Annotated in this window: 29 protein-coding genes; 19 read left to right on the plus strand and 10 right to left on the minus strand. The window is 41.3% G+C overall.

The window, feature by feature from the left end; all coding sequences use genetic code 11:
* Positions 1–260 precede the first annotated feature (260 nt).
* Together CWC17_RS09035 and CWC17_RS09040 are read left to right on the plus strand one after the other, a co-directional pair.
* Positions 261–1,247 (plus strand): SRPBCC family protein, encoded by a 987-nt coding sequence (locus CWC17_RS09035; protein ID WP_138612656.1) that lies wholly within the window; start codon positions 261–263, stop codon positions 1,245–1,247.
* A gap of 43 nt (positions 1,248–1,290) precedes the next feature.
* Positions 1,291–1,884 (plus strand): hypothetical protein, encoded by a 594-nt coding sequence (locus CWC17_RS09040; protein WP_138612657.1) that lies wholly within the window; start codon positions 1,291–1,293, stop codon positions 1,882–1,884.
* 1 nt (position 1,885) lies between these two features.
* Here CWC17_RS09040 and CWC17_RS09045 read toward each other — a convergent pair whose 3' ends face one another.
* On the minus strand, positions 1,886–2,260 hold the full coding sequence (locus CWC17_RS09045; protein WP_138612658.1) for a hypothetical protein: 375 nt from the start codon (positions 2,258–2,260) through the stop codon (positions 1,886–1,888).
* Positions 2,261–2,358: 98 nt separating this feature from the next.
* Between CWC17_RS09045 and CWC17_RS09050 the strand changes: the two genes are divergently transcribed.
* A complete protein-coding gene (locus CWC17_RS09050; protein WP_055015484.1) occupies positions 2,359–2,802 on the plus strand; it encodes a tellurite resistance TerB family protein in 444 nt (147 codons plus the stop codon).
* A 3-nt stretch (positions 2,803–2,805) separates the two neighbouring features.
* On the opposite strand, the gene CWC17_RS09055 is transcribed toward CWC17_RS09050, so the two are convergent.
* Positions 2,806–3,372 carry an NADPH-dependent FMN reductase gene (locus CWC17_RS09055; RefSeq protein ID WP_138612659.1) on the minus strand — a complete coding sequence of 189 codons (567 nt, stop codon included), beginning with the start codon at positions 3,370–3,372 and terminating at the stop codon, positions 2,806–2,808.
* A gap of 117 nt (positions 3,373–3,489) precedes the next feature.
* Between CWC17_RS09055 and CWC17_RS09060 the strand changes: the two genes are divergently transcribed.
* On the plus strand, positions 3,490–4,389 hold the full coding sequence (locus CWC17_RS09060; RefSeq protein WP_138612660.1) for a LysR family transcriptional regulator: 900 nt from the start codon (positions 3,490–3,492) through the stop codon (positions 4,387–4,389).
* Between the two features lie 192 nt (positions 4,390–4,581).
* Here CWC17_RS09060 and norR read toward each other — a convergent pair whose 3' ends face one another.
* A complete protein-coding gene (gene norR / locus CWC17_RS09065; RefSeq protein WP_138612661.1) occupies positions 4,582–6,138 on the minus strand; it encodes a nitric oxide reductase transcriptional regulator NorR in 1,557 nt (518 codons plus the stop codon).
* 158 nt (positions 6,139–6,296) lie between these two features.
* Here norR and CWC17_RS09070 point away from each other — a divergent pair, with 158 nt between their 5' ends.
* From CWC17_RS09070 to hmpA, 3 genes are read left to right on the plus strand one after another with little or no spacing between them, the layout of a single operon-like run.
* Positions 6,297–6,566 (plus strand): hypothetical protein, encoded by a 270-nt coding sequence (locus CWC17_RS09070; RefSeq protein WP_138540977.1) that lies wholly within the window; start codon positions 6,297–6,299, stop codon positions 6,564–6,566.
* Positions 6,566–7,798, plus strand: coding sequence for an NnrS family protein (locus tag CWC17_RS09075; RefSeq protein ID WP_138612662.1), 1,233 nt, complete (start codon positions 6,566–6,568; stop codon positions 7,796–7,798). Before CWC17_RS09070 ends, CWC17_RS09075 begins: the two co-directional genes overlap by 1 nt.
* A 20-nt stretch (positions 7,799–7,818) precedes the next feature.
* A complete protein-coding gene (hmpA, locus tag CWC17_RS09080) occupies positions 7,819–9,000 on the plus strand; it encodes an NO-inducible flavohemoprotein (protein ID WP_138612663.1) in 1,182 nt (393 codons plus the stop codon).
* 60 nt (positions 9,001–9,060) lie between these two features.
* On the opposite strand, the gene CWC17_RS09085 is transcribed toward hmpA, so the two are convergent.
* From CWC17_RS09085 to CWC17_RS09095, 3 genes are all read right to left on the minus strand, one after another.
* Entirely contained in the window at positions 9,061–9,429 is a 369-nt protein-coding gene (locus CWC17_RS09085; RefSeq protein WP_138612664.1) for a hypothetical protein, read from the minus strand.
* A complete protein-coding gene (locus CWC17_RS09090; RefSeq protein WP_138612665.1) occupies positions 9,429–11,048 on the minus strand; it encodes a S41 family peptidase in 1,620 nt (539 codons plus the stop codon). Before CWC17_RS09090 ends, CWC17_RS09085 begins: the two co-directional genes overlap by 1 nt.
* Positions 11,049–11,156: 108 nt before the next feature.
* Entirely contained in the window at positions 11,157–11,816 is a 660-nt protein-coding gene (locus tag CWC17_RS09095) for an endonuclease (protein WP_138612666.1), read from the minus strand.
* 126 nt (positions 11,817–11,942) lie between these two features.
* On the opposite strand from CWC17_RS09095, the gene CWC17_RS09100 reads away from it, so the two are divergent.
* Positions 11,943–12,293, plus strand: coding sequence for a VOC family protein (locus CWC17_RS09100; protein WP_138612667.1), 351 nt, complete (start codon positions 11,943–11,945; stop codon positions 12,291–12,293).
* Here the strand turns inward: CWC17_RS09100 and CWC17_RS09105 are convergent.
* Together CWC17_RS09105 and CWC17_RS09110 are read right to left on the minus strand one after the other, a co-directional pair.
* Positions 12,268–12,984: a hypothetical protein gene (locus CWC17_RS09105; RefSeq protein ID WP_138612668.1), complete on the minus strand. Its 717-nt coding sequence runs from the start codon at positions 12,982–12,984 to the stop codon at positions 12,268–12,270. The two genes, CWC17_RS09100 and CWC17_RS09105, sit on opposite strands and share 26 nt — an antisense overlap.
* A gap of 143 nt (positions 12,985–13,127) precedes the next feature.
* Positions 13,128–13,379: a DUF7218 family protein gene (locus CWC17_RS09110; RefSeq protein WP_249929189.1), complete on the minus strand. Its 252-nt coding sequence runs from the start codon at positions 13,377–13,379 to the stop codon at positions 13,128–13,130.
* A 231-nt stretch (positions 13,380–13,610) separates the two neighbouring features.
* Here CWC17_RS09110 and CWC17_RS09115 point away from each other — a divergent pair, with 231 nt between their 5' ends.
* Complete coding sequence (locus CWC17_RS09115; protein WP_058547956.1) at positions 13,611–13,991, plus strand: hypothetical protein; 381 nt, start codon at positions 13,611–13,613, stop codon at positions 13,989–13,991.
* Between the two features lie 10 nt (positions 13,992–14,001).
* On the opposite strand, the gene CWC17_RS09120 is transcribed toward CWC17_RS09115, so the two are convergent.
* Positions 14,002–14,442, minus strand: a complete 441-nt coding sequence (locus tag CWC17_RS09120; RefSeq protein ID WP_138612669.1) for a PaaI family thioesterase — start codon at positions 14,440–14,442, stop codon at positions 14,002–14,004.
* 177 nt (positions 14,443–14,619) lie between these two features.
* On the opposite strand from CWC17_RS09120, the gene lexA reads away from it, so the two are divergent.
* The 5 genes from lexA to CWC17_RS09145 all read left to right on the plus strand — a co-directional run bounded on the left by lexA (position 14,620) and on the right by CWC17_RS09145 (position 19,885).
* Positions 14,620–15,237 (plus strand): transcriptional repressor LexA, encoded by a 618-nt coding sequence (gene lexA / locus CWC17_RS09125; RefSeq protein WP_004588213.1) that lies wholly within the window; start codon positions 14,620–14,622, stop codon positions 15,235–15,237.
* Positions 15,238–15,709: 472 nt separating this feature from the next.
* Positions 15,710–16,852: a cytochrome c oxidase subunit II gene (gene coxB / locus CWC17_RS09130; protein ID WP_138540986.1), complete on the plus strand. Its 1,143-nt coding sequence runs from the start codon at positions 15,710–15,712 to the stop codon at positions 16,850–16,852.
* Positions 16,852–18,444 carry a cytochrome c oxidase subunit I gene (ctaD, locus tag CWC17_RS09135; RefSeq protein ID WP_138612670.1) on the plus strand — a complete coding sequence of 531 codons (1,593 nt, stop codon included), beginning with the start codon at positions 16,852–16,854 and terminating at the stop codon, positions 18,442–18,444. Before coxB ends, ctaD begins: the two co-directional genes overlap by 1 nt.
* Positions 18,444–18,974 carry a cytochrome c oxidase assembly protein gene (locus tag CWC17_RS09140; protein ID WP_138540988.1) on the plus strand — a complete coding sequence of 177 codons (531 nt, stop codon included), beginning with the start codon at positions 18,444–18,446 and terminating at the stop codon, positions 18,972–18,974. The genes ctaD and CWC17_RS09140 overlap by 1 nt, the downstream gene beginning before the upstream one ends.
* A gap of 35 nt (positions 18,975–19,009) precedes the next feature.
* Complete coding sequence (locus CWC17_RS09145; protein ID WP_138540989.1) at positions 19,010–19,885, plus strand: cytochrome c oxidase subunit 3; 876 nt, start codon at positions 19,010–19,012, stop codon at positions 19,883–19,885.
* Here CWC17_RS09145 and CWC17_RS19780 read toward each other — a convergent pair.
* The gene (locus CWC17_RS19780; protein WP_138612671.1) at positions 19,785–20,096 is read right to left on the minus strand and encodes a DUF2909 domain-containing protein; all 312 of its coding nucleotides are present in this window, start codon (positions 20,094–20,096) and stop codon (positions 19,785–19,787) included. The two genes, CWC17_RS09145 and CWC17_RS19780, sit on opposite strands and share 101 nt — an antisense overlap.
* Before the next feature lie 14 nt (positions 20,097–20,110).
* On the opposite strand from CWC17_RS19780, the gene CWC17_RS09155 reads away from it, so the two are divergent.
* Genes CWC17_RS09155 through CWC17_RS09175 form a run of 5 tightly spaced genes read left to right on the plus strand, consistent with a single transcriptional unit; the run spans position 20,111 to position 23,911 of the window.
* Positions 20,111–20,851, plus strand: coding sequence for an SURF1 family protein (locus CWC17_RS09155; protein ID WP_138540991.1), 741 nt, complete (start codon positions 20,111–20,113; stop codon positions 20,849–20,851).
* On the plus strand, positions 20,841–21,335 hold the full coding sequence (locus CWC17_RS09160; protein ID WP_055015462.1) for a hypothetical protein: 495 nt from the start codon (positions 20,841–20,843) through the stop codon (positions 21,333–21,335). Before CWC17_RS09155 ends, CWC17_RS09160 begins: the two co-directional genes overlap by 11 nt.
* A 30-nt stretch (positions 21,336–21,365) precedes the next feature.
* On the plus strand, positions 21,366–22,355 hold the full coding sequence (locus CWC17_RS09165; RefSeq protein ID WP_138540992.1) for a COX15/CtaA family protein: 990 nt from the start codon (positions 21,366–21,368) through the stop codon (positions 22,353–22,355).
* Positions 22,356–22,367: 12 nt separating this feature from the next.
* Positions 22,368–23,297 carry a heme o synthase gene (gene cyoE / locus CWC17_RS09170; RefSeq protein WP_138612672.1) on the plus strand — a complete coding sequence of 310 codons (930 nt, stop codon included), beginning with the start codon at positions 22,368–22,370 and terminating at the stop codon, positions 23,295–23,297.
* Positions 23,294–23,911 (plus strand): SCO family protein, encoded by a 618-nt coding sequence (locus tag CWC17_RS09175; RefSeq protein WP_138612673.1) that lies wholly within the window; start codon positions 23,294–23,296, stop codon positions 23,909–23,911. The genes cyoE and CWC17_RS09175 overlap by 4 nt, the downstream gene beginning before the upstream one ends.
* Positions 23,912–23,950 lie beyond the last annotated feature (39 nt).

Consider the following 23,950-nt stretch of genomic DNA (forward strand, 5'->3'; position numbering starts at 1 on the left):
TCAGGAATGTATAGGCAAAAGGTCGTGTATGGCGTTATTTAACGCTAAACCTGCAAGTTGAATTTCTCAGCAAGAAAATGAACTTAACTTTATTTTATTTTAAATCAAGTGCTTATATTTTTTATGCTTGTTCTAATTAGATGAAGCATTATAAAAGTAGGGCTGTTATCCTTTAGTCTAAGTAGTGGTCTGTGTATTTTAATTGAACTGATATAGCGCATCTGCTACGTTCAATGGTTACTCAAATAATAAGAAATATAATGCAAATTCAATCCCCTAAATCAATTGGTATTTTACTCGGTACGCTTTACGGCATATTTATGCGGCTGTTTGTAGATCTACTTGATACATACAATTTAAGCAGCCTTGTGTCTATTTCCTTTATGTTTTTAGTGCCCGTTGCAATTGGCTATATTCGTATTCATTTTGAATTTAAAAGCTCAAAAACATTAACTAAAAGGCAAATGGTGACAATTGCTTGGCAGCCAATTTTTGTTTTTTTACTTGTAAGTGTTATTACGTTACTTGAAGGTAGCATTTGCGTGGCAATGGCATTACCTGCTTTTATGCTCTTTGCAAGTATGGGCGGTTTACTGGCAGGCTTTATTAAACACCGTAAAACAAAAAATGCTAACCGCTCTTTACTTTCAATTGCTTTGCTTCCTGTATTGCTCTCACCTATTGAGGTGAATTATTTACACTTATCAAAAACATATGAAGTCACCAACTCTATAGTTATTGAAGCGCCTATAAATCGTGTATGGCAGCAGCTTGCAAATGTAAGCAAGATAGAGCCACAAGAATTACCATTTTCACTCACTCAATTAATAGGTGTACCTAAACCTTTAGAGGCAAATATGAATGCTACGGGTGTTGGGGCTGTTAGAACCAGTAAATGGCAAAAAGGGGTTATATTTAAGGAAGTGATTACGGATTGGCAGCCAAATAAACAGATGCTTTATAGATTTGAGATAGACCCTGATGCCATTCCCGATGACGCACTCGATAAACACGTAAAGCTAGGCGGCGAATACTTCTCACCTCTTTACGGTGGGTATGCGTTAAGTGAAGATAAAAGCGGCAATACCATTTTAACTTTAAAAACAACCGTGCAAGATAATACAAATTTTGGTGTTTATTCGCGAATATGGGGTGAGGTAATTTTTCAAGACTTCCATCATTCACTTTTAACATTAATGAAAAACAGAGCAGAAAAGCCACTCACCGCAGCTATTTCCCATTATTAGCTTAAACCGCTATGGTATTAAAAAACTATTATAAGAGTACTTTATGAAATTATTAACGGCAGCAACCTTATTACTTGCCTCATCAGCAGCTTTTGCGCGCCCAGCGCCTTTGGTGTCTATACCTACACATGATGCGTTTTTTAATAATATTGCAGCGCATTGTGGTAAAGCGTTTGAGGGCAAAGTAAGCGTAGATAACGCAAAAGGCCCGAGCTCATTTGAAAATAAAAAATTAATTATGCATGTACGTAAATGTACAGATAGCGAGCTGCAAGTACCATTTCATGTGGGAGATGATGCATCACGTACGTGGATCATTACTAAAACGGGTAGTGGTTTGAGCTTAAAGCACGATCATCGCCATAAAGATGGTAGCGACGATGCTTCAACTATGTATGGCGGTCACACACTTGATGCGGGTTTTGCACAAATGCAGTCGTTCCCAGCCGATCAATACTCTAAAGAGTTATTTGTAGCACAAGGTATTGCACAGTCGGCAGGTAATACATGGCAAATGTATATTTATCCTGAGGTGTTTACTTATAGGCTAATTCGCCAAGGGCGCGAGTTTAAGGTGGATTTTGATTTAACTAAACCAATTACTCCACCCGCTGCGCCGTGGGGCTACGAAAAATAAACTATTTTTCTTTTTTCTCGGGGGCGTCACATTGTAGTAAAACGTTTAATGGTGGTTGATAAGCGCGTGGTTTAGTAGGAAAACGTTCGTACTCTTGCACGCCTTCAAGCACTTTTAACATAAAGGTTCTGCCGCGGCATAGTCTGTCTGCGTGACGCAGTAAAAACATACTTTGATTAGCAAAGTGTTTGTAATCGTCTGATTGTATTTCTATTTTGTAGTTGTCTTCACCAATTTTGGTTTGGTAGTAATGCACTTTGTTATCAAAGTCGTATGACTTTTCTTTTTCGCCCACTTCTGCAAAGGCGCTCCCTATACCAGAAAAGGCTAGCAATGCAGCGCCAGCAATTAAATGCGGTGTGTATAAGCCTTTCATAAAAATGTATCCTTTAATTTGCGAACTTAATACCCATTAATAAAATATTAAGCACGATGTATTTAAGTTAAGTCTAACACCCAAAAAGAGAATATGTGATGTTCAAACAAATAAAACAACTGTTTGCCGCTTTTGACGAGCAACAGCCAAGCATAGAGCAGCATGATTTAAAAACAGCGGTTGCTGCGCTGCTTATTGAAGTAATGCGTGCTGATTCTAAGCTTGACCATAATGAACAACACACCCTGACTGTAACCTTAAAAAAATACTTTAATTTAACAGATTCAGAAGTTGAGGAGCTGACCACGAATGCCGCAGGCAGCTTAGATGGGGCAATTGATTACTTTCAATTTTCTAAGCAGATTAACGATCACTGCAGTGCGGCGCAGCGCATTGAAATTATTGAGCTATTATGGCGATTGGCGTATGCCGATGGGGAGATAGATCCCCAAGAAGAGTATGTAATACGCAAAGTGGCTGGGCTTTTATATGTAGCGCACACTGATTTTATCGCTGCTAAATTAGCAGCGACACAATCGTAAAAATTAGCTTAATTTACTAGCAACAGAAACGAGCTGTTGCGTTAATACGCTAACTTTTTCAGCAGTGGCTGGATCAGTGATTTTTCCATCTTCGTCAAATACAGTAAATGCCGAAGGCACAGCAAGCTGATCGGCAAGTACTAATGAGCCAATACCACTTAAAATATCGCGTACATGGTTTAGGCCGCGCAAGCCACCAAGCCCACCAGGTGATGTAGCAAATAATGCCACTACTTTGTTGCGAAATGCAGGCAGAGCGCCTTGCTCAGTACGTGACGCCCAATCAATTGCATTTTTAAGTGCAGCAGTAATGGAGCCGTTATACTCTGGGCTTGCCAGTAAAATACCATCAGCAGCGCGTAACTTGTCTTTTAAACGTTGTGCGTTGGCTGGGGTACCTTGCCCTTCAATGTCTTCGCTAAATAACGGCAAATTTAAATCGGCGAGTTTAATTACTTCTACTTCGGCACCTGTTTGCAGAGCAAAACGTGCTGCTTCGTTAATGAGTTTTTGGTTAAAGCTATCTTTGCGCAGACTACCCGCGAGCGCGATAATTTTTGGTGCTGACATAATTGAGACCTTTTATTTGCTGGATGTGACACTAATGTAGCAAACTTTAACTTGTAGAAAACCCGAATAAACGCAACACTTGTGTGCGTATATGCACATAAGTAGAAGGCGGGTAGCATGGTAATAAAGTTTGATGATTGGCAAGACATAAAAGTTGCCTTTGAGGTGGCAAGGCTTGGTACGCTTACAGCTGCTGCAGAGGTTTTAAATGTGCACCACAGTACAGTTCTGAGGCGTATTAATAACCTTGAAAAAAACTTAGATACGCGTTTATTTCATCGCCATGCTCGGGGTTATAAGGTAACTGAAATTGGCGCTAAATTATTTACTACAGCGCAAACTATAGATTCATCACTTGAGCAATTACATAACGATATTGCCGCTGCCGACAGTATGTTACGCGGAAGTTTATTACTTACCACGGTAAGTGGGTTTATGGATGTGCTGGGCGATGTGTGCGAAAAGTTTCAGGCTTTACACCCTCAGGTGCAGCTTGAAGTTATTTTAGAACAAAAGCGGTTAAGGCTAGATCATGGCCAAGCACATATTGCAGTGCGCGCAGGGCCAAGGCCAGATGAGGGGGATTATATCGCTCAGCATTTAACTAAGCTTACATCGAGCCTTTACGCCAACAAACGCTATATAAACAAGTATGGTATGCCTAAAACATTAAATGACTTACAGCATCATAACTTTGTATCGGGTGTGGCGGGTTTTAATGCACGTGTTCCTTATTTTGAGTGGGCTGATAAGCACATTCCGGCGCAGCAAATAAAGTTACGGGTTTCAGAAACCTCCGAAGCAACACGGGCCATAATTAAAGGCTTAGGTATAGGCGGTTTACAGCACGGGGTAGCAGCCCAATATACTGATTTAGTACCTATTTTACATAGTGAACTGAGTTGGCAAACTGATGTATGGCTTGTAACACACCATTTAGTGCATCGCACTGCAAAAGTACAAGCATTTGCAAGCTTATTAAAAGCGCACTTTAATAAATCCCAGACCCTTAAATAACCTGAGTTCTGGATAATAAATCTATCTCAAGCAGCTATTTTTAGCGCTAACTGCGTTGAATTTACTTGCAATAGGCCAGCTATTGACGCGTAAATTCGCCTTGTTTTCACCAAAAATTTCTAGCTAGAGAGAAACAAGCTTAAATATCGTTATTATTTATAGCGTTTTTAAATCTCTTAACCAGAATTCAGGTTAAATGGTTTTTTTAACCTTAATACCTAAACGTTTAGCAAGGCGTACAAGGTTGGCTCTGTCGAGCTCAAGCATGCGTGCAGTGGCTGCCCAGTTATAATTATGCAGCTTTAGTTGTTCGGTTATAATTTTAAACTGTAAAGATTCAACGGCCTGCTTTAATGGCTGATTGAAGGCAGAGTTAACGGTGCTTTGCGTGCTAACCTGCTCTGTATTACTTAGCTGTGGGGTTAAATCGCAGTGCTTGCTAGTAATCGTAACTATAGGGTTTTGCCATTGGCTTTGCTTAGCTTTTAATGCGCTGCGGCTAATAACATGTTCAAGCTCGCGTACATTACCAGGCCAACTGTATTGGTTGAGCAATACTTGCGCTTCAGTGCTTAGCTTTAATTGTTTAATACCTAATTTACGGGCTGTTTGCTCAATAAAATAACCCGCGAGTAGGGTTATGTCGTGCTCACGTTTATTAAGTGGCGGCACGGTAATAGGATAAACACTTAGCCGGTGGTATAAGTCGGCTCTAAAGCGGCCTTGTGCTACCTCATGCTTTAAATCACGATTAGTGGCAGCCACTACTCGAACATCTACGTATTTTGGTGTGTCTTCACCAACGGTTTGAATTTCACCACTTTGCAGTACACGTAATAATTTGCTTTGCATAGCCAATGGCAGCTCGCCAATTTCGTCTAAAAATAATGTGCCGCCATCAGCTAGCTGAAACTTACCTTGGCGGGCATTTTGTGCGCCAGTAAATGAGCCTTTGGCGTGGCCAAAAAACTCACTCTCTGCAAGGTTTTCGGGAAGTGATGCACAGTTTAAATGAATGAGTGGCTGATCTTTACGGGCAGAATTTAAGTGAATATTGCGCGCTACTAGCTCTTTTCCTACGCCCGTTTCTCCTAACACCAGCACACTAAAGTTAGAGGCCGCAACCAGTTTTATTTCGTTTTTAAGCGTTTGCATTACTGGGCTTTGGCCAATTATTTCACCGCCATCGCGAGTAAGCGCGTCACGCGTTAACTCTTGCACAAGTGCACTTGAGTGCTGCGCATGGTGTTTGTAATGGGCAAGCTCTAGAGCCGTTTTAAAATGTGCACTACACAGTGTTTGTAAGGTGCTTAGTGTATCTGTGCTGATACTGCTAAAGGCATGTGCGTTAAGGCTATCAAACGTGAGTATGCCAAGTAGTGCATTTTTATCGTAAAGGGGTAAGCCTAAACAAGCATGCACAGGTATATCGCCCGTTTTAGCCAGCAGTAGGCCGTCGTATGGGTCGGGCAGGGGGCAGTCGTATGCAAACTGTAATGCGTGGCTTGCGCTACAAATGGCCGCTAATCGTGGGTGCTCTGCTATTTTAAAGCGTCTGCCAAGGCTGTCGGGCATCAGACCTTTAATGGCTAAGGGCTTAAGTTGCTCGCCCTGCATGACAAGTAATGCACTGGCATCGCTAGGTATTACACGTTCAACCGTTGCCAATAATTGATCAAAGCTGTGCTCGTGCAGGGTGCTTTGGGCAAGCTCTAAAGCCACTTGGGTAAGGTTGAATTGTTGGTTCATGTCAAAATGACCTATTCGTGTTTTATGAATTAAATTGGAGTGTGTCATAAAGACTCAAATTGTAAAGTGTTTTTATTTAAAGCACTGAATAGTAAAGCTTTATTATGTTGGCACAGTATGTGTAGTAGCTAAGTAACGTTAATAGTTACGGGGTCGTTATGAACACACTTACAATAAATAATGTAAGCAACAATATTGAGTTAGGCTCATTTTTTGAATCGCTTTTATTTACTGCTAATGCCGTACTAGGGCTTAGCGCTGTTTGTATGGTTGTGAGCATTTTAATTAGCTACCCATATGCAGAGTACTTTTCGATGCAGGTACAAATATCAGCGCATATTGGCACTATTGTAGTGGCAGCTATTTTAAAAGTTAGTTATGTACTGCGTTGTGTTGCCCAGCATGGTTTAGGGCAGGAAGTACGCTAATGCGACCAATAAACTTAACAGAGCCAGTGCCGGCACGCATAGCTATTTATCAAGTTACTAAATGGCCGTTATGGATGCTTGCATTTAGACCTTACTTTTTAGCAGGCGGTTTGCTGGCATTTTTATCAATAGGTTATTGGTTACTTATTTTAACAGGCCATGCTAATTGGCATTTAACAATACCAGCCACACTTTGGCACGCGCACGAAATGCTATTTGGCTTTGCTGGCGTAGTAGCTGTAGGCTTTTTACTTACGGCGGCACAAACGTGGACGGGCGTTGAAAGCATAAGTGGTAAAGCACTTATGCTACTTACTTTAATATGGGTAAGTGCGCGTTTAGCGTTTTTTATAGAGATGCCAAATTTTGCTAACGCTAATTTATGGCTTGTCATTTTGCTACAGCTAGCATGGTGGGTAGGTGCAATTACGGCACTGGCTAATATGCTATTTACAGCACGCAGTAAAAATAACTATCAGTTTTTAGCTATTTTAAGCGTGTTGTGCGTCCTCAATACACTTTATTTACTCCTTGTTTTAAATAACAACATGCAGCTTGCATTGGCTGTGGTTGACACTGCGGTACTCGTTATTAGCTTACTGGTCGGCATTGTTGCAGGAAGGGTGCTTCCCTTTTTTACTGCTAGGGGCTTAGCATTTAGTGAGCAAATACGCACTCCTAAAATTGATAAAGCACTGCTGTATTTATCAATACTGGCAATAACTTTATTTTTTATCAGCAAGTTATTTTTAAGCTCAATTAGCCCCGCATTCATTGTTGCGATAGTGGCTGCGCTTCACTTAATTCGTGCAAAGCTTTGGTGGCATGCAAACGTGCTAAAAGTGCCTTTATTATGGTCTTTGCATTTTTCTTATCTTGCTTTAGGTGTTGGCCTATTGCTAATTGCACTGAGCTTTTACACAAGCGTAATCCCCTTCAAAGACGCGCTCCACCTTATCAATATTGGCACAATAGGGATGATGATTTTATCTATGATGACCCGTGTATCGCTTGGTCATACAGGGCGCACGCTTAATACTCCTAAATATATATCTGTTGCTTTTTTGCTAGTGCTGGTAGCAGCGATTACGCGCTCAATACTCCCCTTAATTATTTGGCCACACTTTGCTTGGCAAATAAGTGCCTTGCTGTGGTTAGTGGCTTTTTTATTATTTTTAATTTACTGCACACCTATATTAACGCGGCGTCGTGTTGATGGGCGTCGTGGTTAGCTTACCTACAGGACTATTTTATGTTATCTGATAAAACCATTGAAATCGTTAAAAGCACTGTTCCGCTGTTAGCACAGGCTGGCACGGTTGTGACCGATCATTTTTATAAGCGACTATTTAGCCATAACCCAGAGCTTAAAAATATTTTTAATATGACCAACCAGGACACCGGCCGCCAGCAATTTGCTTTGTTTAACGCCTTAGCGGCATACGCCCAAAATATTGATAACTTAGCGGTGTTAAAAGAGGCATTAGCGCGCATTAACCATAAACACACCAGTTTAAATATTTTACCAGAGCACTACCCCATTGTTGGTGCTCATTTAATTGGCACTTTAAAAGAGCTAATACCAGAGCAGTTTACGCCAGATGTAGAATACGCATGGCGTGAAGCTTACGCACTGCTTGCTGATATTTGTATTACCGAAGAAGCGGCTTTGTATGAGCATAGTAAAAACACACTGGGTGGTTGGGCGGATACTCGTCAATTTGAAATAACCAATAAGCAGATTGAATCTGAGCTAGTAACAAGCTTTACACTTACGCCGGTCGATGGCGAGGCCGTTATTACCCATAAACCTGGCCAATATTTAGGTATTAAAGTTAAGCCAGAGGGCGCTGAATATGAAGAAATTCGCCAGTATTCTATTTCGCAAAAAAGTAACGGTAAAAACTACCGTATTAGCGTTAAAAAAGAACTACAGCCAAAGCCTGGTGTGGTGTCTAATTATTTACACTCACTATCACAAGGTGACATAGTTGAATTATACCCGCCTGCAGGAGATTTCTTTTTACGTAATAACACAAACCCAGCAGTACTTATTTCAGCAGGTGTTGGGCAAACGCCAATGCTTGCGATGCTCGAAACGTTATTAAGCGATAACCCTAAGCAAAATATTATGTATTTACATGCATGCGAAAATACCCAGCAGCACGCGTTTGCACGCTATTTAAATGAATTAAGTACGGTTTATAACTGTTTACAAGCTGTGACATGGCTTAATCAAGGCAGTGATGGGGCTGATTTTACAGGGTTGATGGACTTAACGGTCATACAAACACAGCTACCCCTTACAAATGGTGATTTTTACTTATGTGGCCCCGCTGGTTTTATGGCGTTTGTGAAAAGCCAGTTATTGGCACTAGGCGTTAAAAACGAGCATATTCATTACGAAGTGTTTGGTCCGCATCAAGACTTATAAACCAAGTGAAAAATGATAAAGGCGCACAGTATTAATGCTGTGTGCCTTTTTAATAGTATTTTATTGCGCTTTACAACTTACGTTTTTAAGCTCAATAGTAAGATCTTTTTTAGGATAATAAAGCACGCACTGCTCGGCAATTATTTGTAAAACAAACTTTTCAGACTTTATATTATGCGCGCCCATTATGGGCATACCATTTGAGTCTTTACTATTTCCATGGCTTAGTAACAGCTCGCTGCGTTTAGTAAAAACGGTGTCGGCCAGTGTAACTAGTGTGCCGCCTTTCGCTTGTATAATCGCTTGCTGGAGCGTGGCTATAACGCCTGGGTTTACCTCGGTAAGTAGTGCAGGCTTGGCAGTGGCAGTATTCATACTGTTACAGCCTCCAATAAATAATAAGGTTAATATTGCCAGTAGTTTAGCCATTACTTATCCTTATTTAACGTAGGCCATGTTAAATCCATATTGCCACGGTTAAAGTCATTAGGTCCGTTTAGAGGTAATAGTTGCTTGCTATCGCCAGCCGCGCTTTGTATTTGCGTTTTGATACTCGCAGAGGCGGTGCTAACAGGGCACGTGCCGTTATTATCTATATGGTAAAGCGCAGTAGAGAGTAACCCTTCGTTTGGATCGCCTAATTGATTGTCGAAGTCATCACTCACTACACAACCTTTCACATCCGCATCAAACTGCGGTGTTGGCGTAGGCGTAAACCCTGCTGCATATTCACCAAACCCTTTACTGTTGATACCGCTAAATTGAATGGTGTAATAAGTGGTGCCACAGTTATGTGTTGGAGTAAAACCGTATGGTTTACCGCAGGTCGTGTCGCCAATGAGTATTACCTCGGCGTCAATGCCTTTTAGACCATTAATAAAGGCTTCTGATGCCGAGCAGGTGCCTGATGTGCTAAGCACATACACTTTAGATAAGTTTAAGTCGGGTAGGTTATCACCGGTGCTAAAAAAGGTTGAGTAATCAATTTCTTCATCTATAAACGGAAAAGGCGACTCTACAGGCTGCTTGTCGTTTCGCTGAGTTTGGTAATAAATACGGTTTTGGATATTAGCACTGCCGGCTACCATGTAGGCAAGCTGCGAAGAAAGCGCTAATAAACCGCCTCCGTTGTATCTAAAATCAATAACAAGTTCTTCTACGTTATCGGTTTTAAATTTATTAACCGCCGCAATTAAGCCTTCTTGAGCAATACTTATATGACTATTAAACTGCATGTATCCTACGCTAGTGCCATTTTCGGTGGTAATGGTTTTTACGTTTTGTACAGGCGTTTGTTCTATGTTGCCAGCCGTTACGTTAAAGGTTTTTTCAGCGCCATCGTTACTGCGCACAACGATGGTGTGCGAGTCGCCATTAGTGGGGCTAAATAAGCCTTCGTTTAGGGTATCTACGCCTGCTTGTGTGCTGGTATTAATGCTTACGCCATCAACTTCGAGCACCGTATCGCCACGTTGAAAACCAATTTGGCTTGCTGGTGAGTCATCTTCTAGGTAGGCAACACGCAAAATTCTATCAGCTGGGTCGCCTATAAATGCCCAGTTTATGCCATAGCCTGAGGTTACACCTGATTGTGCTTCTTGAAAGTAGTCCTCGGAGGGCTCTGAAAAATGAAAGTTATCTTTTTTATCACCAGAGTCGGTTAGTTCTTCGGTTTTTAGTTGGGCAAAATAACTGGCCACTGCAGCAAAGTTTTCAGGGTCGTTATCGGCTATTTCATCATACCAAAGGTAGGTTTCATTGCTCCACGAGCGAAGCCAAAGCTTTTCGTAAAGTGCTGAACCGGCTTGGTCTGGGTAAGGCTCATTATTATTAAACGGATCGTTACCTGTGCGTGGGTTTTCGCAAAAATTTTTTAATTCATCCGATGGCTCAAATACACCTGCCGTCCATGTGGGGGCTGTACTTGCAGGAGGTGTGATGACTGGAGCGGGCGTTTCATTCATGCTGCTACCACCGCCACAGCCAGCAAGTGTTAGGCCTGAAAGTGCAGCGATAATAGCGAGTGATGCTTTATTATTTTTAAACATACAAAGGTACTTTTTGTAAATAAGTTGTTTAAAATACTACAACACCCGCTTATATATTCAACGTATTTGGCCCTGATTTATGTAAATGAGTGTACAAACTAGGCTTTTTTAGAGCTTGCTTGCGCTACTTTTATTAGCAAACACTTGCCTTTGCCACGCATCAAATAGCTTTTGTTGTTTGGCTGATATTTTTAAGCCATATGTTTTTTGCATATAAGCGTAGGTGTCGGCAATGCGTTTGCGGGCATAAAATGGCGGCTCTACTACGCGTTGTTTAAAGTTAACCTTTACCTGGCAGCGGCCATATTGAGTGGCATTTTCGCTCAGCATTCCAAAGCGGTAGTTAGAGCGATCGGCGTTAATTTCGCCAATAGCGGGGGCTAAGTTGTTTATGTCGGCTTCCATTTTTCTAAATTTGGCACTGACCTTTCGACAGTTTTTACGTCCGCCGTTTTGCCAGCATTGTAGCTGGTGGCCAAATTCCCATGCGGGCACTATGTGCTCCCATTCAATACGTAAAGCGCGCTGGTTTACTTTGCCTGAGCGGGTAAATGTATTACGAGGCACATAACCACAACCCGTTGGATCTGGCACTAGTTTTTTACCTTGTTTTTTAATGTCGCAGCCGCAGTAGAGGCTTTTGGCGTTATTAGGCAGGGTTTTAATTAAGTGCCTTTTAGCCGTTGAAAAACGGGTAAATTCCTCACTCGATGCCGAAAAACAAATACAACAAGCCACAAAGGCTAAAATAAATTTAAGCATATCCATCACATACGTGAACTACAGGAGGCGCTAGTTTAAAGTTTTGCTGCTATAAGATAAAGCGTGAACAAATTTTAATCTGCAATGTTTAGTTCACTCTATACTGATATAAAAAATAGCGAGGAGATGACCATGCTAGGTGCTTTTTCAATAAGCTTAACAGTTAAAGATATGAGAGCCTCTAAAGCGTTTTACGAAAAACTGGGTTTTAGTGAGTTTGCAGGTGAGATAGAACAAAATTGGCTAGTGATGAAAAATGGTGAGCATTTAATAGGCTTGTTCTCGGGTATGTTTGATAAAAACATGCTGACCTTCAACCCAGGTTGGGATCAGCATGCACAAACCGTTACAAACTTTAAAGATGTTGTTGCTCTCAGTGAGTATTTTCAAAGCGCTAATATAAGCGTTGAGTCTGTGGGTGATAAAAGTTTTATTATTACCGACCCAGACGGAAACCCTATTTTGATTGACCAACACGTGTAAGTTTTTTTAGCCTAACGTTTTGTGTTAATAAAATAATACCGCATAAACAAAATAGCACGCTGGTGGCTGCAAAGCTGATTAGTAACGGGTTGTTAAAATCTTCTCGCTCGTCGTAATCCATTATATGCAGCATCCAAAAAAAGTCGAAGATGCGCCATAGCGTGCTGCGAATGGTAATAACTTTGCCGTTAACTGCATTTAAATACAGCGTAGTATTAAAGGTGTCGTTAAATTGTACTTGCCACACATTTGTTTTGTATCTCACCTCTCGTGTCCCTTGTTTTAAAAATGTGGTACTTACTGGTTTAGCGTCGATGAGTAAATGAGCTTGTGCATTAGCGGTGATTTGTATTTTAGTGGGTGGCTTAAAAGGGCGGCCCGTAAAGCCATTAAAGCTTTGCTGCTCGGTGCTGTTAATAACAGTAATAAGCGGGGTAGTTAAAAAGTGCTCAAATATTATTTGAGTGGGGTTAGCCACTTGTGACGTAATATTATCGAGTGATGTGGAGTAGTCTGCTTGTGTAAATGGGTTTGTAAGTGTGCGTTTTGCAAGGTGCTTACCATGTACGTATTCAAGTGGTATCGCGCTCATTACTAAGCCACCTAAAAGCCAAGCTAAAATTTGTAAGGCAAGTAAATAGCCTAGCCACTTATGAAGTTTTCGTGCGCGCTTAAAGAGTTGTTTTCTCATTTTGTGCTTCTTATTATTTTTAGCGTTAGTGTATTACAGCTGCCCATGCTTTTACTGCGACATTTTGTCGCAGTTATTCATAAGCTTACTCTAACTTTATAAAAATAATAAAAAGGAGCGATAAAAAATCAGTGAGGCTGCGTTTAATGCTCACGCAGGGCATCTATTAGCTCTTGTTTGCTCATTTTTGAGCGGCCACTAATGCCTACCTCTTTTGCTTGATCGTATAACTGTTTTTTAGTGCGCTTCTCATACTTTGAGGCTTTGCCGCCTTTAACTGCGGTTTTATGAGTATTACTATTAGCAATTCGCGCGGCTTTTTGTTTGCTCATGCCTTCATCGCGAAGTGCATCGTACTGTTCATCATTTTTAATTTGCGGACCATGATCTACCATTATTGTTCTCCTACAGCTTTTAATTACACAGTGTGTGTATAACTTTCATACATAAACGCTAAATTTGTTCTTAACTAGCCTAACCCGTTTAATAAGGCAAATTAGGTGCCAATGGCGTTTAAATAGGTATTTTCTATTAATAAAGCCATGTTTACCGCTTAGTTGATTTGGTATAAAAGTAAAACTGCGTTAAAGTTTGCGATGAAACTATAAGAGGGTAAAAAGCAGACAATGTCGGAAATTCAATTTTTAAATGTAGATCTAGAGCTTGAGTCTAAACATGATATTAGCGCCTTAGTGGCAGACTTAAAGAAAAACGCGACGGTTTTGCATTATGACAAAGACGAATATCGTCAACTTGCGCGTATTGAAGCCTCAGGTGAAATATCAACACCAGATAAAGCGATTAACCATTTGTGCGAGCTTATTGAGTCGTGTTCACGTAATGCGCTTAAACAATGGCTCAGCTGCTCGCGAAGAACGTTTGATATTGGCTTTGAATCGGGCACGTCGCCTAAATGTTTTAACCAAGCCTTACATGCAGACACACTGCTACGTATATCTGCGATTGGTGCAGGTATGGAAATTACTATTTATCCTATCGAAAAATAACAATAAGTAATTATCTGCGCTCTACAACTGCTGCGGTCATTTTTGATACGCAGCACAGCTCATTGCGGCTATTTGTTATTTTTATTTCCCACACAGAACTACGTTTACCTATATGAAAAGCCCTAGCGGTTGCAGTTAAAGTACCATTGCGAGATGCTTTTAAATGGCTTGCGCTAATTTCCTGCCCTACACAATAAAACTTTGTAAAATCGACAACAAAATTAGCAGCATAGCTTGCTACTGTTTCGGCAAGTACTACATTTGCACCACCGTGAACCATCCCCATAGGATTATGATGCTCAGGAATTGCTGGCATTGTGGCAACTAGGTAATCGTCACCAATTTCTGTGACTTCAATACCCATGGTTTTCATTAATGTGCCTTGGCCGTCAATGCCTTCCTCTAACTGTTTGCAAAGCGCTAAAGTGATGGGTTGGTGCCAAATACTCATAATTACTCCTTTATGTTGAAAGCAAATTTATAGCATTTTAAATACTGAACGTCTGTAATTACCTAAAATATATCCAAGTGCGGTGTGTTTAGCTATTTTAAAGCGCAATTTAAATTTGCGATTTTTATTTAACTGTATATACTCACAGTTAAATGTACTGTATGGAAAACCAGTTGTATGCGACCATTAACTAAACGCCAAGCTCAAATACTCGAACTAATAAAAGTTTTTATTAAAGACACTGGTATGCCTCCTACACGTGCCGAAATTGCGCAAACACTAGGTTTTAAAAGTGCTAATGCCGCAGAAGAGCACTTAAAAGCGCTTGCCAAAAAAGGTGTTATTAAAATGAAGCCAGGCGCAAGCCGTGGTATTCAATTGGTTGAAGAAGAAGAGCCAGAGCAACTAGGTCTGCCATTAATAGGTCGAGTTGCAGCGGGTTCGCCTATTTTGGCGCAAGAACATGTTGAGAGCCACTGCAAAATAGACCCACTTATGTTTAAACCTGCCGCTGACTTTTTACTGCGTGTTAACGGTATGAGTATGAAAGATATAGGCATTATGGACGGCGACTTACTTGCTGTACACCGTACTCAAACAGCTGAAAACGGCCAAGTTGTGGTTGCGCGGGTAGATGAAGACGTAACCGTAAAGCGCCTCGAAAAAGCAGGCCGAAAAGTATTATTACACGCCGAAAACGAAGAGTTTACGCCTATAGAGGTAGACCTTGAAAACGAATCTTTTAATATTGAAGGTTTAGCTGTTGGCGTAATAAGAAATGCCGACTGGATGTAATTTTTAACTATTTTTAAGTAACTTTTTATAAATGCGCACTTTTAAGTGTGCATTTTTGTTTTAAGAAAGACCTTCCGCTACCTCAAAGCGCCCTAAAATTATTTAGCCTGTAAACTTTTTTGCACTCGCACTTAACTCCTCTTTTATATGATGCACCCCCTAGTTTTACTCGCTATTTAGCAACTAACTTGTGTTTAAGCTGGCGTAATTAAAGCTTATTTTAAAATACAACTTGTTTGTTTTTTATACTAAAACTTGCTTGTTGTACGTTTTTTAGCTAATCATTAATGTGCTGGGCTAACAATAACTCACAGCTTTTTGGTTTTGAGAACACACAAATACACATTCATTGTTGACGCAGCTATACCAATCAAAACAAATTAGGTTGGTTAAATAATAAAAATAACGAATTGGCGTTTAAGCCGTATGCCTCTTCGCTTTGCATTCGCAATAGCATCAAAGGAGCCGTCACATGGGTAAACTGACCTCTGCCTTGTGGCTTGTATTGATTATGTTCCCGCAGCAAGTGCTGGCTAATAGCCAATACAATATGCGCAAGGGCGTAACCGATATAAGTAATAATGTATATCAGCTACACATGACAATATTTTTAATATGTTGTGTGATTGGGGTGATAGTGTTCGCAATTATGTTTTGGGCACTAATTCATCACCGTAAATCTAAAGGGGCAGTTCCTGCCCAATTTCATGAAAGTACCAAAGTAGAAATTCTTTGGACTGCCATTCCGTTTGTTATTTTAATTGCCATGGCAATCCCTGCCACTAAAACCTTGATTGCAATGGAAGATGCCAGTAAGGCCGACTTAACCATTAAAATCACTGGATCACAGTGGAAGTGGCATTATGAATATATGGGCGAAGACGTGGAGTTTTATTCTATTTTGTCTACCCCTCAAGACGAAATAGCCAACCTTGCTAATAAAAACCCTAATTACTTACTTGAGGTTGATAAACCTTTAGTACTGCCAATTAATCAAAAGGTGCGTTTTTTAATGACCTCTGATGATGTTATTCACTCTTGGTGGGTACCTGATTTTGCCGTTAAAAAAGATGCCAACCCGGGGTTTATTAATGAAACGTGGACCAACATCAACGAAGAGGGTATTTACCGTGGCCAATGCGCCGAACTGTGCGGTAAAGATCATGGTTTTATGCCCGTGGTAGTTGAAGCTAAGTCACAAGAGGATTTTAACGCGTGGCTTGCAGATGCTAAGCAAGCTAAGCAGAAAGCGGCATTAGCCGATGCAGCCCTACTTGAGAAAACGATTCCTAAAGAAGAGTTAATGACGCTAGGTGAGCAAGTGTATATGGCAAGTTGCGCTGCGTGTCATCAGCCAACAGGTATGGGGTTACCGGGTGTGTTTCCAGCGCTTAAAGGCAGCCCCATTGTGCTTGGTGATATAAAAGATCATATAGATATTGTAATTCATGGCCGTCCTGGCACCGCAATGCAGGCATTTGCAAAGCAGTTATCTATAAAGCAACTTGCGGCAGTAATTACCTACAAACGCAATGCGTGGGGTAACGATACGGGTGATGTTATCCAACCTAGTGAAATTCAGGCAGCACTTGATGCTGATGGGGAGGCGAACTAATGAGTAGCATAGTAGAACAACCACACGCCAATGACGCTCACCACGGCCACCATCCAGCCAAAGGTTTTAAACGCTGGTTATATACAACAAACCATAAAGATATTGGCAGCATGTACTTAATTTTTTCGCTGACGATGTTTTTAATTGGTGGTGCAATGGCTATGGTTATTCGGGCTGAGTTATTTCAGCCAGGATTACAATTGGTAGATCCTCACTTTTTTAACCAAATGACCACAGTACACGGCTTAATTATGGTGTTTGGTGCTGTAATGCCAGCCTTTACGGGGCTTGCTAACTGGATGGTACCGCTCATGATTGGTGCGCCAGATATGGCACTGCCCAGAATGAACAATTGGAGCTTTTGGATTTTACCCTTCGCTTTTTTAATTTTATTGGCATCGTTATTAATGCCTGGAGGCGGCCCCGCATTTGGCTGGACGTTCTATGCGCCGCTTTCTACAACGTACAGTAACGATAACACCGCAATGTTTGTGTTTGCAGTGCACATTATGGGGATTAGCTCAATTATGGGCGCAATAAACGTGATTGTGACCATTGTTAACTTACGTGCCCCAGGCATGACATGGATGAAGCTACCATTATTTGTTTGGACATGGCTAATAACCGCATTTTTATTAATTGCTGTTATGCCTGTATTGGCCGGAGCGGTTACTATGGTGTTGACCGATAAATACTTTGGAACCAGCTTTTTTGATGCAGCAGGTGGCGGCGATCCGGTAATGTTTCAGCACATATTTTGGTTTTTTGGCCATCCCGAAGTGTACATCATGATTTTACCCGCCTTTGGTATTATTTCGACTATCGTGCCTACGTTCTCTCGTAAAAAACTATTTGGTTATGCCTCCATGGTATACGCCACTTCTTCTATCGCATTACTAAGCTTTATAGTGTGGGCGCATCATATGTTTACGACCGGTATGCCTGTTGCTGGCGAGCTATTTTTTATGTACGCGACCATGCTCATATCGGTACCTACAGGGGTAAAAGTTTTTAACTGGGTGGCCACTATGTGGCGAGGTTCAATAAGTTTTGAAGTACCCATGCTATTTAGTATTGCTTTTATTGTGCTGTTTACCTTAGGGGGCTTTTCGGGCTTGATGTTGGCTATAACACCAGCTGATTTTCAGTATCACGATACTTACTTTGTGGTGGCGCACTTTCATTACGTGTTAGTTACGGGAGCAATATTTTCTATTATGGCAGGGGCTTATTATTGGCTGCCTAAATGGACGGGCAATATGTACAACATTGCCTTGGCTAAGTGGCATTTTTGGTTATCGTTGGTAAGCGTTAATGTGCTGTTTTTCCCTATGCATTTTGTAGGGTTGGCAGGTATGCCGCGCCGCATTCCCGATTACGCTCTGCAGTTTGCTGATTTTAACGCGATTATAAGCATAGGTGGGTTTGCCTTTGGTTTATCGCAGTTACTCTTTGTGGCTGTGGTAATTAAATGTGCTCGAGGGGGCGATAAAGTCCCTGCAAAAGTATGGGATGGTGCTGAAGGTTTAGAGTGGGAAGTAGACTCTCCTGCGCCGTATCATACTTTTTCTACACCGCCGGAAATTAAATAATGACACACGCACCGCTATTAAAGCGCCTAATTCTTATTTGTATAGGTATGTTTGCTTTTGCATTTGCCTTAGTGCCCTTATATGACGTGTTTTGCGACATAACTGGGCTTAATGGCAAGCCGTCGCTTGAGCAAGCTGAACAAAGTACACAAATCACTGAAAACCGAGAAATAGGTGTGAGCTTTACAACCCATGCGCAAAGTGGTGCGCCGTTTATTGTTAAATCTAAAGAATACAGTGTTGATGTGAAACCGGGTGCTATGCGTGAGGTAATGTTTAGCGCAAAAAACACCAGTGATATCGATAAAGTAATGCAAGCGGTACCTTCTGTATCGCCCGGAAAGGCAGCCAAGTACTTACATAAAATAGCGTGCTTTTGCTTTGATAAACAACCCCTTAAAGCGGGTGAAGAACTTGAGTTTAAGCTGCTTTTTTATGTTGATACCGCATTGCCGAGCGATGTAGAAGAGCTAACTTTATCGTACACCGTATTTGATATTAGTGAGCAGCTAGTAGCAAGTAATAACTAGCCTGCATGTCTAGTGTAAAACTAGGAGCAAGTAACATGAATCAAGATTATGAAAACTACTACGTACCCGAGCAAAGCCCTTGGCCCATAGTGGGCGCGGTGGCGTTATTTTTTATTGCAGTGGGTGCGGCGTTAACAGTCATGAATTTAGAAAGTGCAGGGGGCAGCGGTGTGTATTTGCTATATGCAGGCATTGCAGTGTTGCTGTATATGATTTTTAGCTGGTTTAAAAATGTAATTAGCGAGTCAGACCAGGGCTTATATTCAGCGCAAATGGACCGCTCGTTCAGACAGGGCATGAGCTGGTTTATATTCTCTGAAGTTATGTTTTTTATGGCCTTTTTTGGCGCATTATTTTACGCCCGTGTTTTGTCTGTGCCTTGGCTTGGCGGCGCTGGGAATAATGCGATGACCAACGAGGTGCTCTGGCCTTCCTTTGAGGCCGTATGGCCACTACTAACCACACCAGCAGGTGAAACCACTCAAGCAATGGGATGGCAAGGCTTACCCCTTATTAATACGCTTATTTTATTAGCGTCTTCGGTTACTTTGCACTTTGCTCACGTAGCCATTGAAAACAATAAACGTAAACCGCTAAAAGTGATGTTGGGGGCAACCATTTTATTGGGTGTGTGCTTTTTAGCATTGCAGGTGGAAGAATATATTTATGCCTACAACGACTTAAACTTAACACTAGATGCAGGCATTTACGGGAACACATTCTTTTTGCTGACAGGTTTTCATGGCATGCATGTGACCCTTGGCGCCATTATTTTGTTTGTTGTATTTGTGCGTATTTTAAAAGGCCATTTTACGAAAGATAAACACTTTGCGTTTCAAGCAGCGGCTTGGTATTGGCATTTTGTTGATGTGGTGTGGCTGTGTTTATTTGTTTTTGTGTATGTGTTGTAACGGCGATTGGTGAGTGATTAGCCTTTATAAAACCAAGTTTTACAGCGGCTATCACCATCACCAAAACCACCACAGAGAACAGTACGCGACGGCCTAAAAAATGCGACATAGGCCGACCGCCAGATTTATCGGTCACCATAATAAATAGCGCTCTAAACAAGTTGAAAAGTATAAATAGTAACAGCAGCACAATAATAATTTTAATAATCACTGGGTTGACCCTTTATGCAGTTAATTTTAAGGCGTAAACAAAAGCTTAGCTCATTTATCGCACTTTGCGTTGTGGTAGCTGTGGTGCTGGTATGTGTACGTTTAGGGTATTGGCAATTAGCAAGGGCTGAGCAAAAGCAGCAACAGTTAACAGCTATAGCTAACATGCAAACCCAAGGCGTAATGAGCTGGCAGCAATTACAGGCCATGCCTTCAAAATGGAATAAAACAGGTGTAGTGGTTGAGCTTGTTGGAAAAATAATAAATCAGCAATACTGGCTTTTAGATAACCAAGTTTACCAAGGGCAAGTGGGTTACGATTTATTGGTTTTATTTAAGCCAAGCCAAGCAAGCGGCGCTTTACTCGTTAACTTAGGATGGGTAAAAGCGCCTATTTCACGCAGCGAATTACCGAACATCCAACTTCCTAAAAGTACTCTTACGTTTAAAGCGCAAATAAAAGAGCAAAACTTAGCGAGCTTTAACTTACAAACCAATTCGACAAAACAAGACTTTCAAAAACGAATTCAATCAATAGATTTACAAAAGCTAAGTGAGCAGAGTAATCAATCGTTATTTAACTTTATGGCTTATCGTCAAGGTACTGGAGATGCGCTAGCAATACCGCATTATACAGCGGTGGTGATGAGTCCGCAAAAGCACCAAGCGTATGCAGTGCAATGGTTTTTAATAGCCTTAGCCTGTGTGGTGGTGGCCATTTTTGCCAGTAAAAAGAGGACTAACAATGAAAAATAATCCCTTAGTTTTGTTTGTTGTATGTTGCGCTGTACCACTCGTACTCGCATACGGTGCGCTAAAACTAGACTGGTTGCCAAGCGCTATTACCAATAATGGCGATTTTTTACAGCACGAAGTAAAGCTTGAAAACTGGCAGCAACATAACCCTAAGCAATGGACAATTGCACTTAATTACTCCAATAAATGTAGTGCATCGTGTAATGAGCAGCTCAATGCGCTTGATAACTTATATATCGCCTTAGGAAAAAACCAAGGCAAGGTTGATATGGCTGTAATGGGGGCGCCTAATGTTAAGAACATGCCTTGGAAAACCTTTAACGCGCAACAGAATTTACAGCCCGCTAGCTTATATTTAATTGATCATAGGGGGTTAGTGGTGCTTGAGTATCCCTTTAAAGAGCAGCCTCAAGAAAACCGCTTAGTACAAAAAGGGTTATTAAAAGATTTAAAAAAACTACTTAATTATTCTCGTTCAAGCTAACTAATAGCGCATTGTTAATGGGAGATTCCTATGTATAAAAATTATAAACACTGGGTACTTGCAACAGGGTTGCTCGCATTATTAGTGGTAGGGCTAGGCGCATATACACGTTTGAGTGACGCAGGGCTTGGTTGTCCTGACTGGCCAGGTTGCTATGGCTTTTTAACTGTACCAAAACATGAAGCCGATATCGCACTGGCTACCCAAAGTTACCCAGATATGATGTTTGAAACCGCCAAAGCGTGGAAAGAAATGATCCACCGTTACTTTGCAGGTGCGCTGGGGTTACTTATTTTAGCGCTATTTGGGTTGGCTTTTGTAAAGCGCCATAACTCAAACACGCCGGTTAAATTACCGCTAGCATTATTGTTGTTAGTTATATTTCAGGCAGCGCTGGGTATGTGGACCGTTACTATGAACTTGCAACCGCTCATTGTAATGGGGCATTTACTGGGGGGGTTTAGTATTTTATCGCTAATCACTCTTTTATATCTGCGTTTAACCAGTAAACCCATAGAGGGCGGAGATAGTAGCGCTAAACGCTACTTTTCATTGAGCTTAGTTGCATTGGCTGTATTGGTTATTCAAATTGCATTAGGTGGTTGGCTTGCAGCAAATTATGCAGCGCCACACTGTAATGGCTTACCGCTGTGTAGTTATGCGCAGCCATTTTCACTCAGTAGTGTGTTTCAGCTACCGCTTGAGCACAGTAACTATGAGTACGGAGTATTATCGCAACAGGCGCGTATGTCTATTCACCTATTACACAGAATTTGGGCGCTAGTTACATGTGTTGTATTGGCGCTAATTATGTGGCGTATATACAGTCAGGCGCAATCTGCAAAAATAAAACACTGTACTGTCAGCGTGCTCGTTGCGCTACTGTGCCAAATTAGTTTGGGGCTTGCGGTGGTGCATTGGCATTTTCCGCTAGGAGTGGCGCTGGCACACAATTTAATGGCAGCTATCTTGTTATTGACTATGGTTAGGTTGTGTTACTACCTAAAAGCACGCACTTAAAGGGGAATAATTATGGCACTCACACTCGACAAAAAAGAACTACAAGTTATTAGCGCACACCCTTTTATTCAACGTGCTTATAATTTACTGCAAGATTACTTAGCTATTAGCAAGTTTAAAGTAGTGGCTATGTTGGTACTTACTGCCTGGGTTGGCTTGGCACTGGCGCCTGATGTAGGGCGAGGCATTGCAGTACAATTTATTAGTTTATTAGGCATTGGGTTGCTCTCTGGCGCTGCGGCGGTAATAAACCATGTTGTTGATAGCGAAATAGATACAAAAATGGCGCGAACACGCCACCGCCCTGTAGCCAAAGGCCGGCTTAGTAAAACCCATGCATTAAGCTTTGCAGGTGTGATAGGGGTTGCCGGTTTTATAATGCTAATGCTTTGGGCCAACACCCTAACGGCCGTACTTACGTTGTTTGCATTAGTGGGATATGCTTTTATTTACACCTCTTTTTTAAAGCGTGCCACACCGCAAAACATTGTGATTGGTGGTTTAGCTGGCGCAATGCCGCCTTTATTGGGTTGGGTTTCTGAAACAAATCAAATGGCAGCCGCACCATGGTTACTTGTAATGATTATATTTACGTGGACCCCACCGCACTTTTGGGCACTGGCAATAGCACGCAAAAGCGATTACGAACGCGCTAAAATTCCCATGTTGCCAGTGACTCATGGTATCGATTTTTGCAAAACGTGTGTTGTGGCTTACACCATATTACTGGCGCTTGTATGCGTGTTACCGTATTTAATTGGTATGTCGGACGGTATTTATTTAGTCGGCGCATGTGTGCTCAATGCACTCTTTTTATATAAAGCGGTTAAGCTAAAGCTAGCCCCTGATAATAGTAATGCCATGGACTTATTTCGCTTTTCAATTGTGCATTTAATGGTACTCTTCGTGATCTTATTTATAGATAAATGGCTCCCTTTATGAAGCAGTTACGGATTAGCTTAGTTGTAATTTTTTCGTTTTTACTTGTTGCTTGCTCAGAGCAAAATAGTGCACCCGATGTGCAAGCTTTAGTGTATGAGCAAGCAAAGCCTCTTTCAGATTTTACGCTTAATGACCAAAACGGTGAGTTAGTTACCAAGGCGCAATTTATGGGGCAGTGGAACTTAGTATTTTTAGGTTATACCAGCTGCCCAGATATTTGCCCATTAACGCTTGCTAAACTAAACAGCGTGTATAAAAAGTTACATAACGAATACCCACTGCAAATTTGGTTTATGTCGGTAGACCCCCAGCGCGATACACCGGTAAAACGAAAGGCCTATATTGATTATTTTAACCCTGATTTTTTAGCTGTATCAGGTGAGCACAAAAACTTATTCCCAGTGGTGAGAGAGCTTGGCTTAATTTATGCCATTAGTGACTCACAAGAATCAGAATATGCGGTCGATCATAGTGCTTCGGTGGCTTTAGTTGATGCAAATGGAGCGGTAAGAGCCATATTTAAGCCTGAGTTCCAACAGGGCAATGTCCCCCTTATTAATACCACTCAACTTATTAGCGAATTTAAACAAATAGCGGATTACTATAAAAACTAGTTTTTCACTTTTCACGAATTTTAAAAGGAGCTTAGGCTC

Origin of the sequence: Pseudoalteromonas sp. S3785 (assembly GCF_005887365.1) — a bacterium.
In the GTDB taxonomy this organism is placed as follows: Bacteria; Pseudomonadota; Gammaproteobacteria; order Enterobacterales; family Alteromonadaceae; genus Pseudoalteromonas.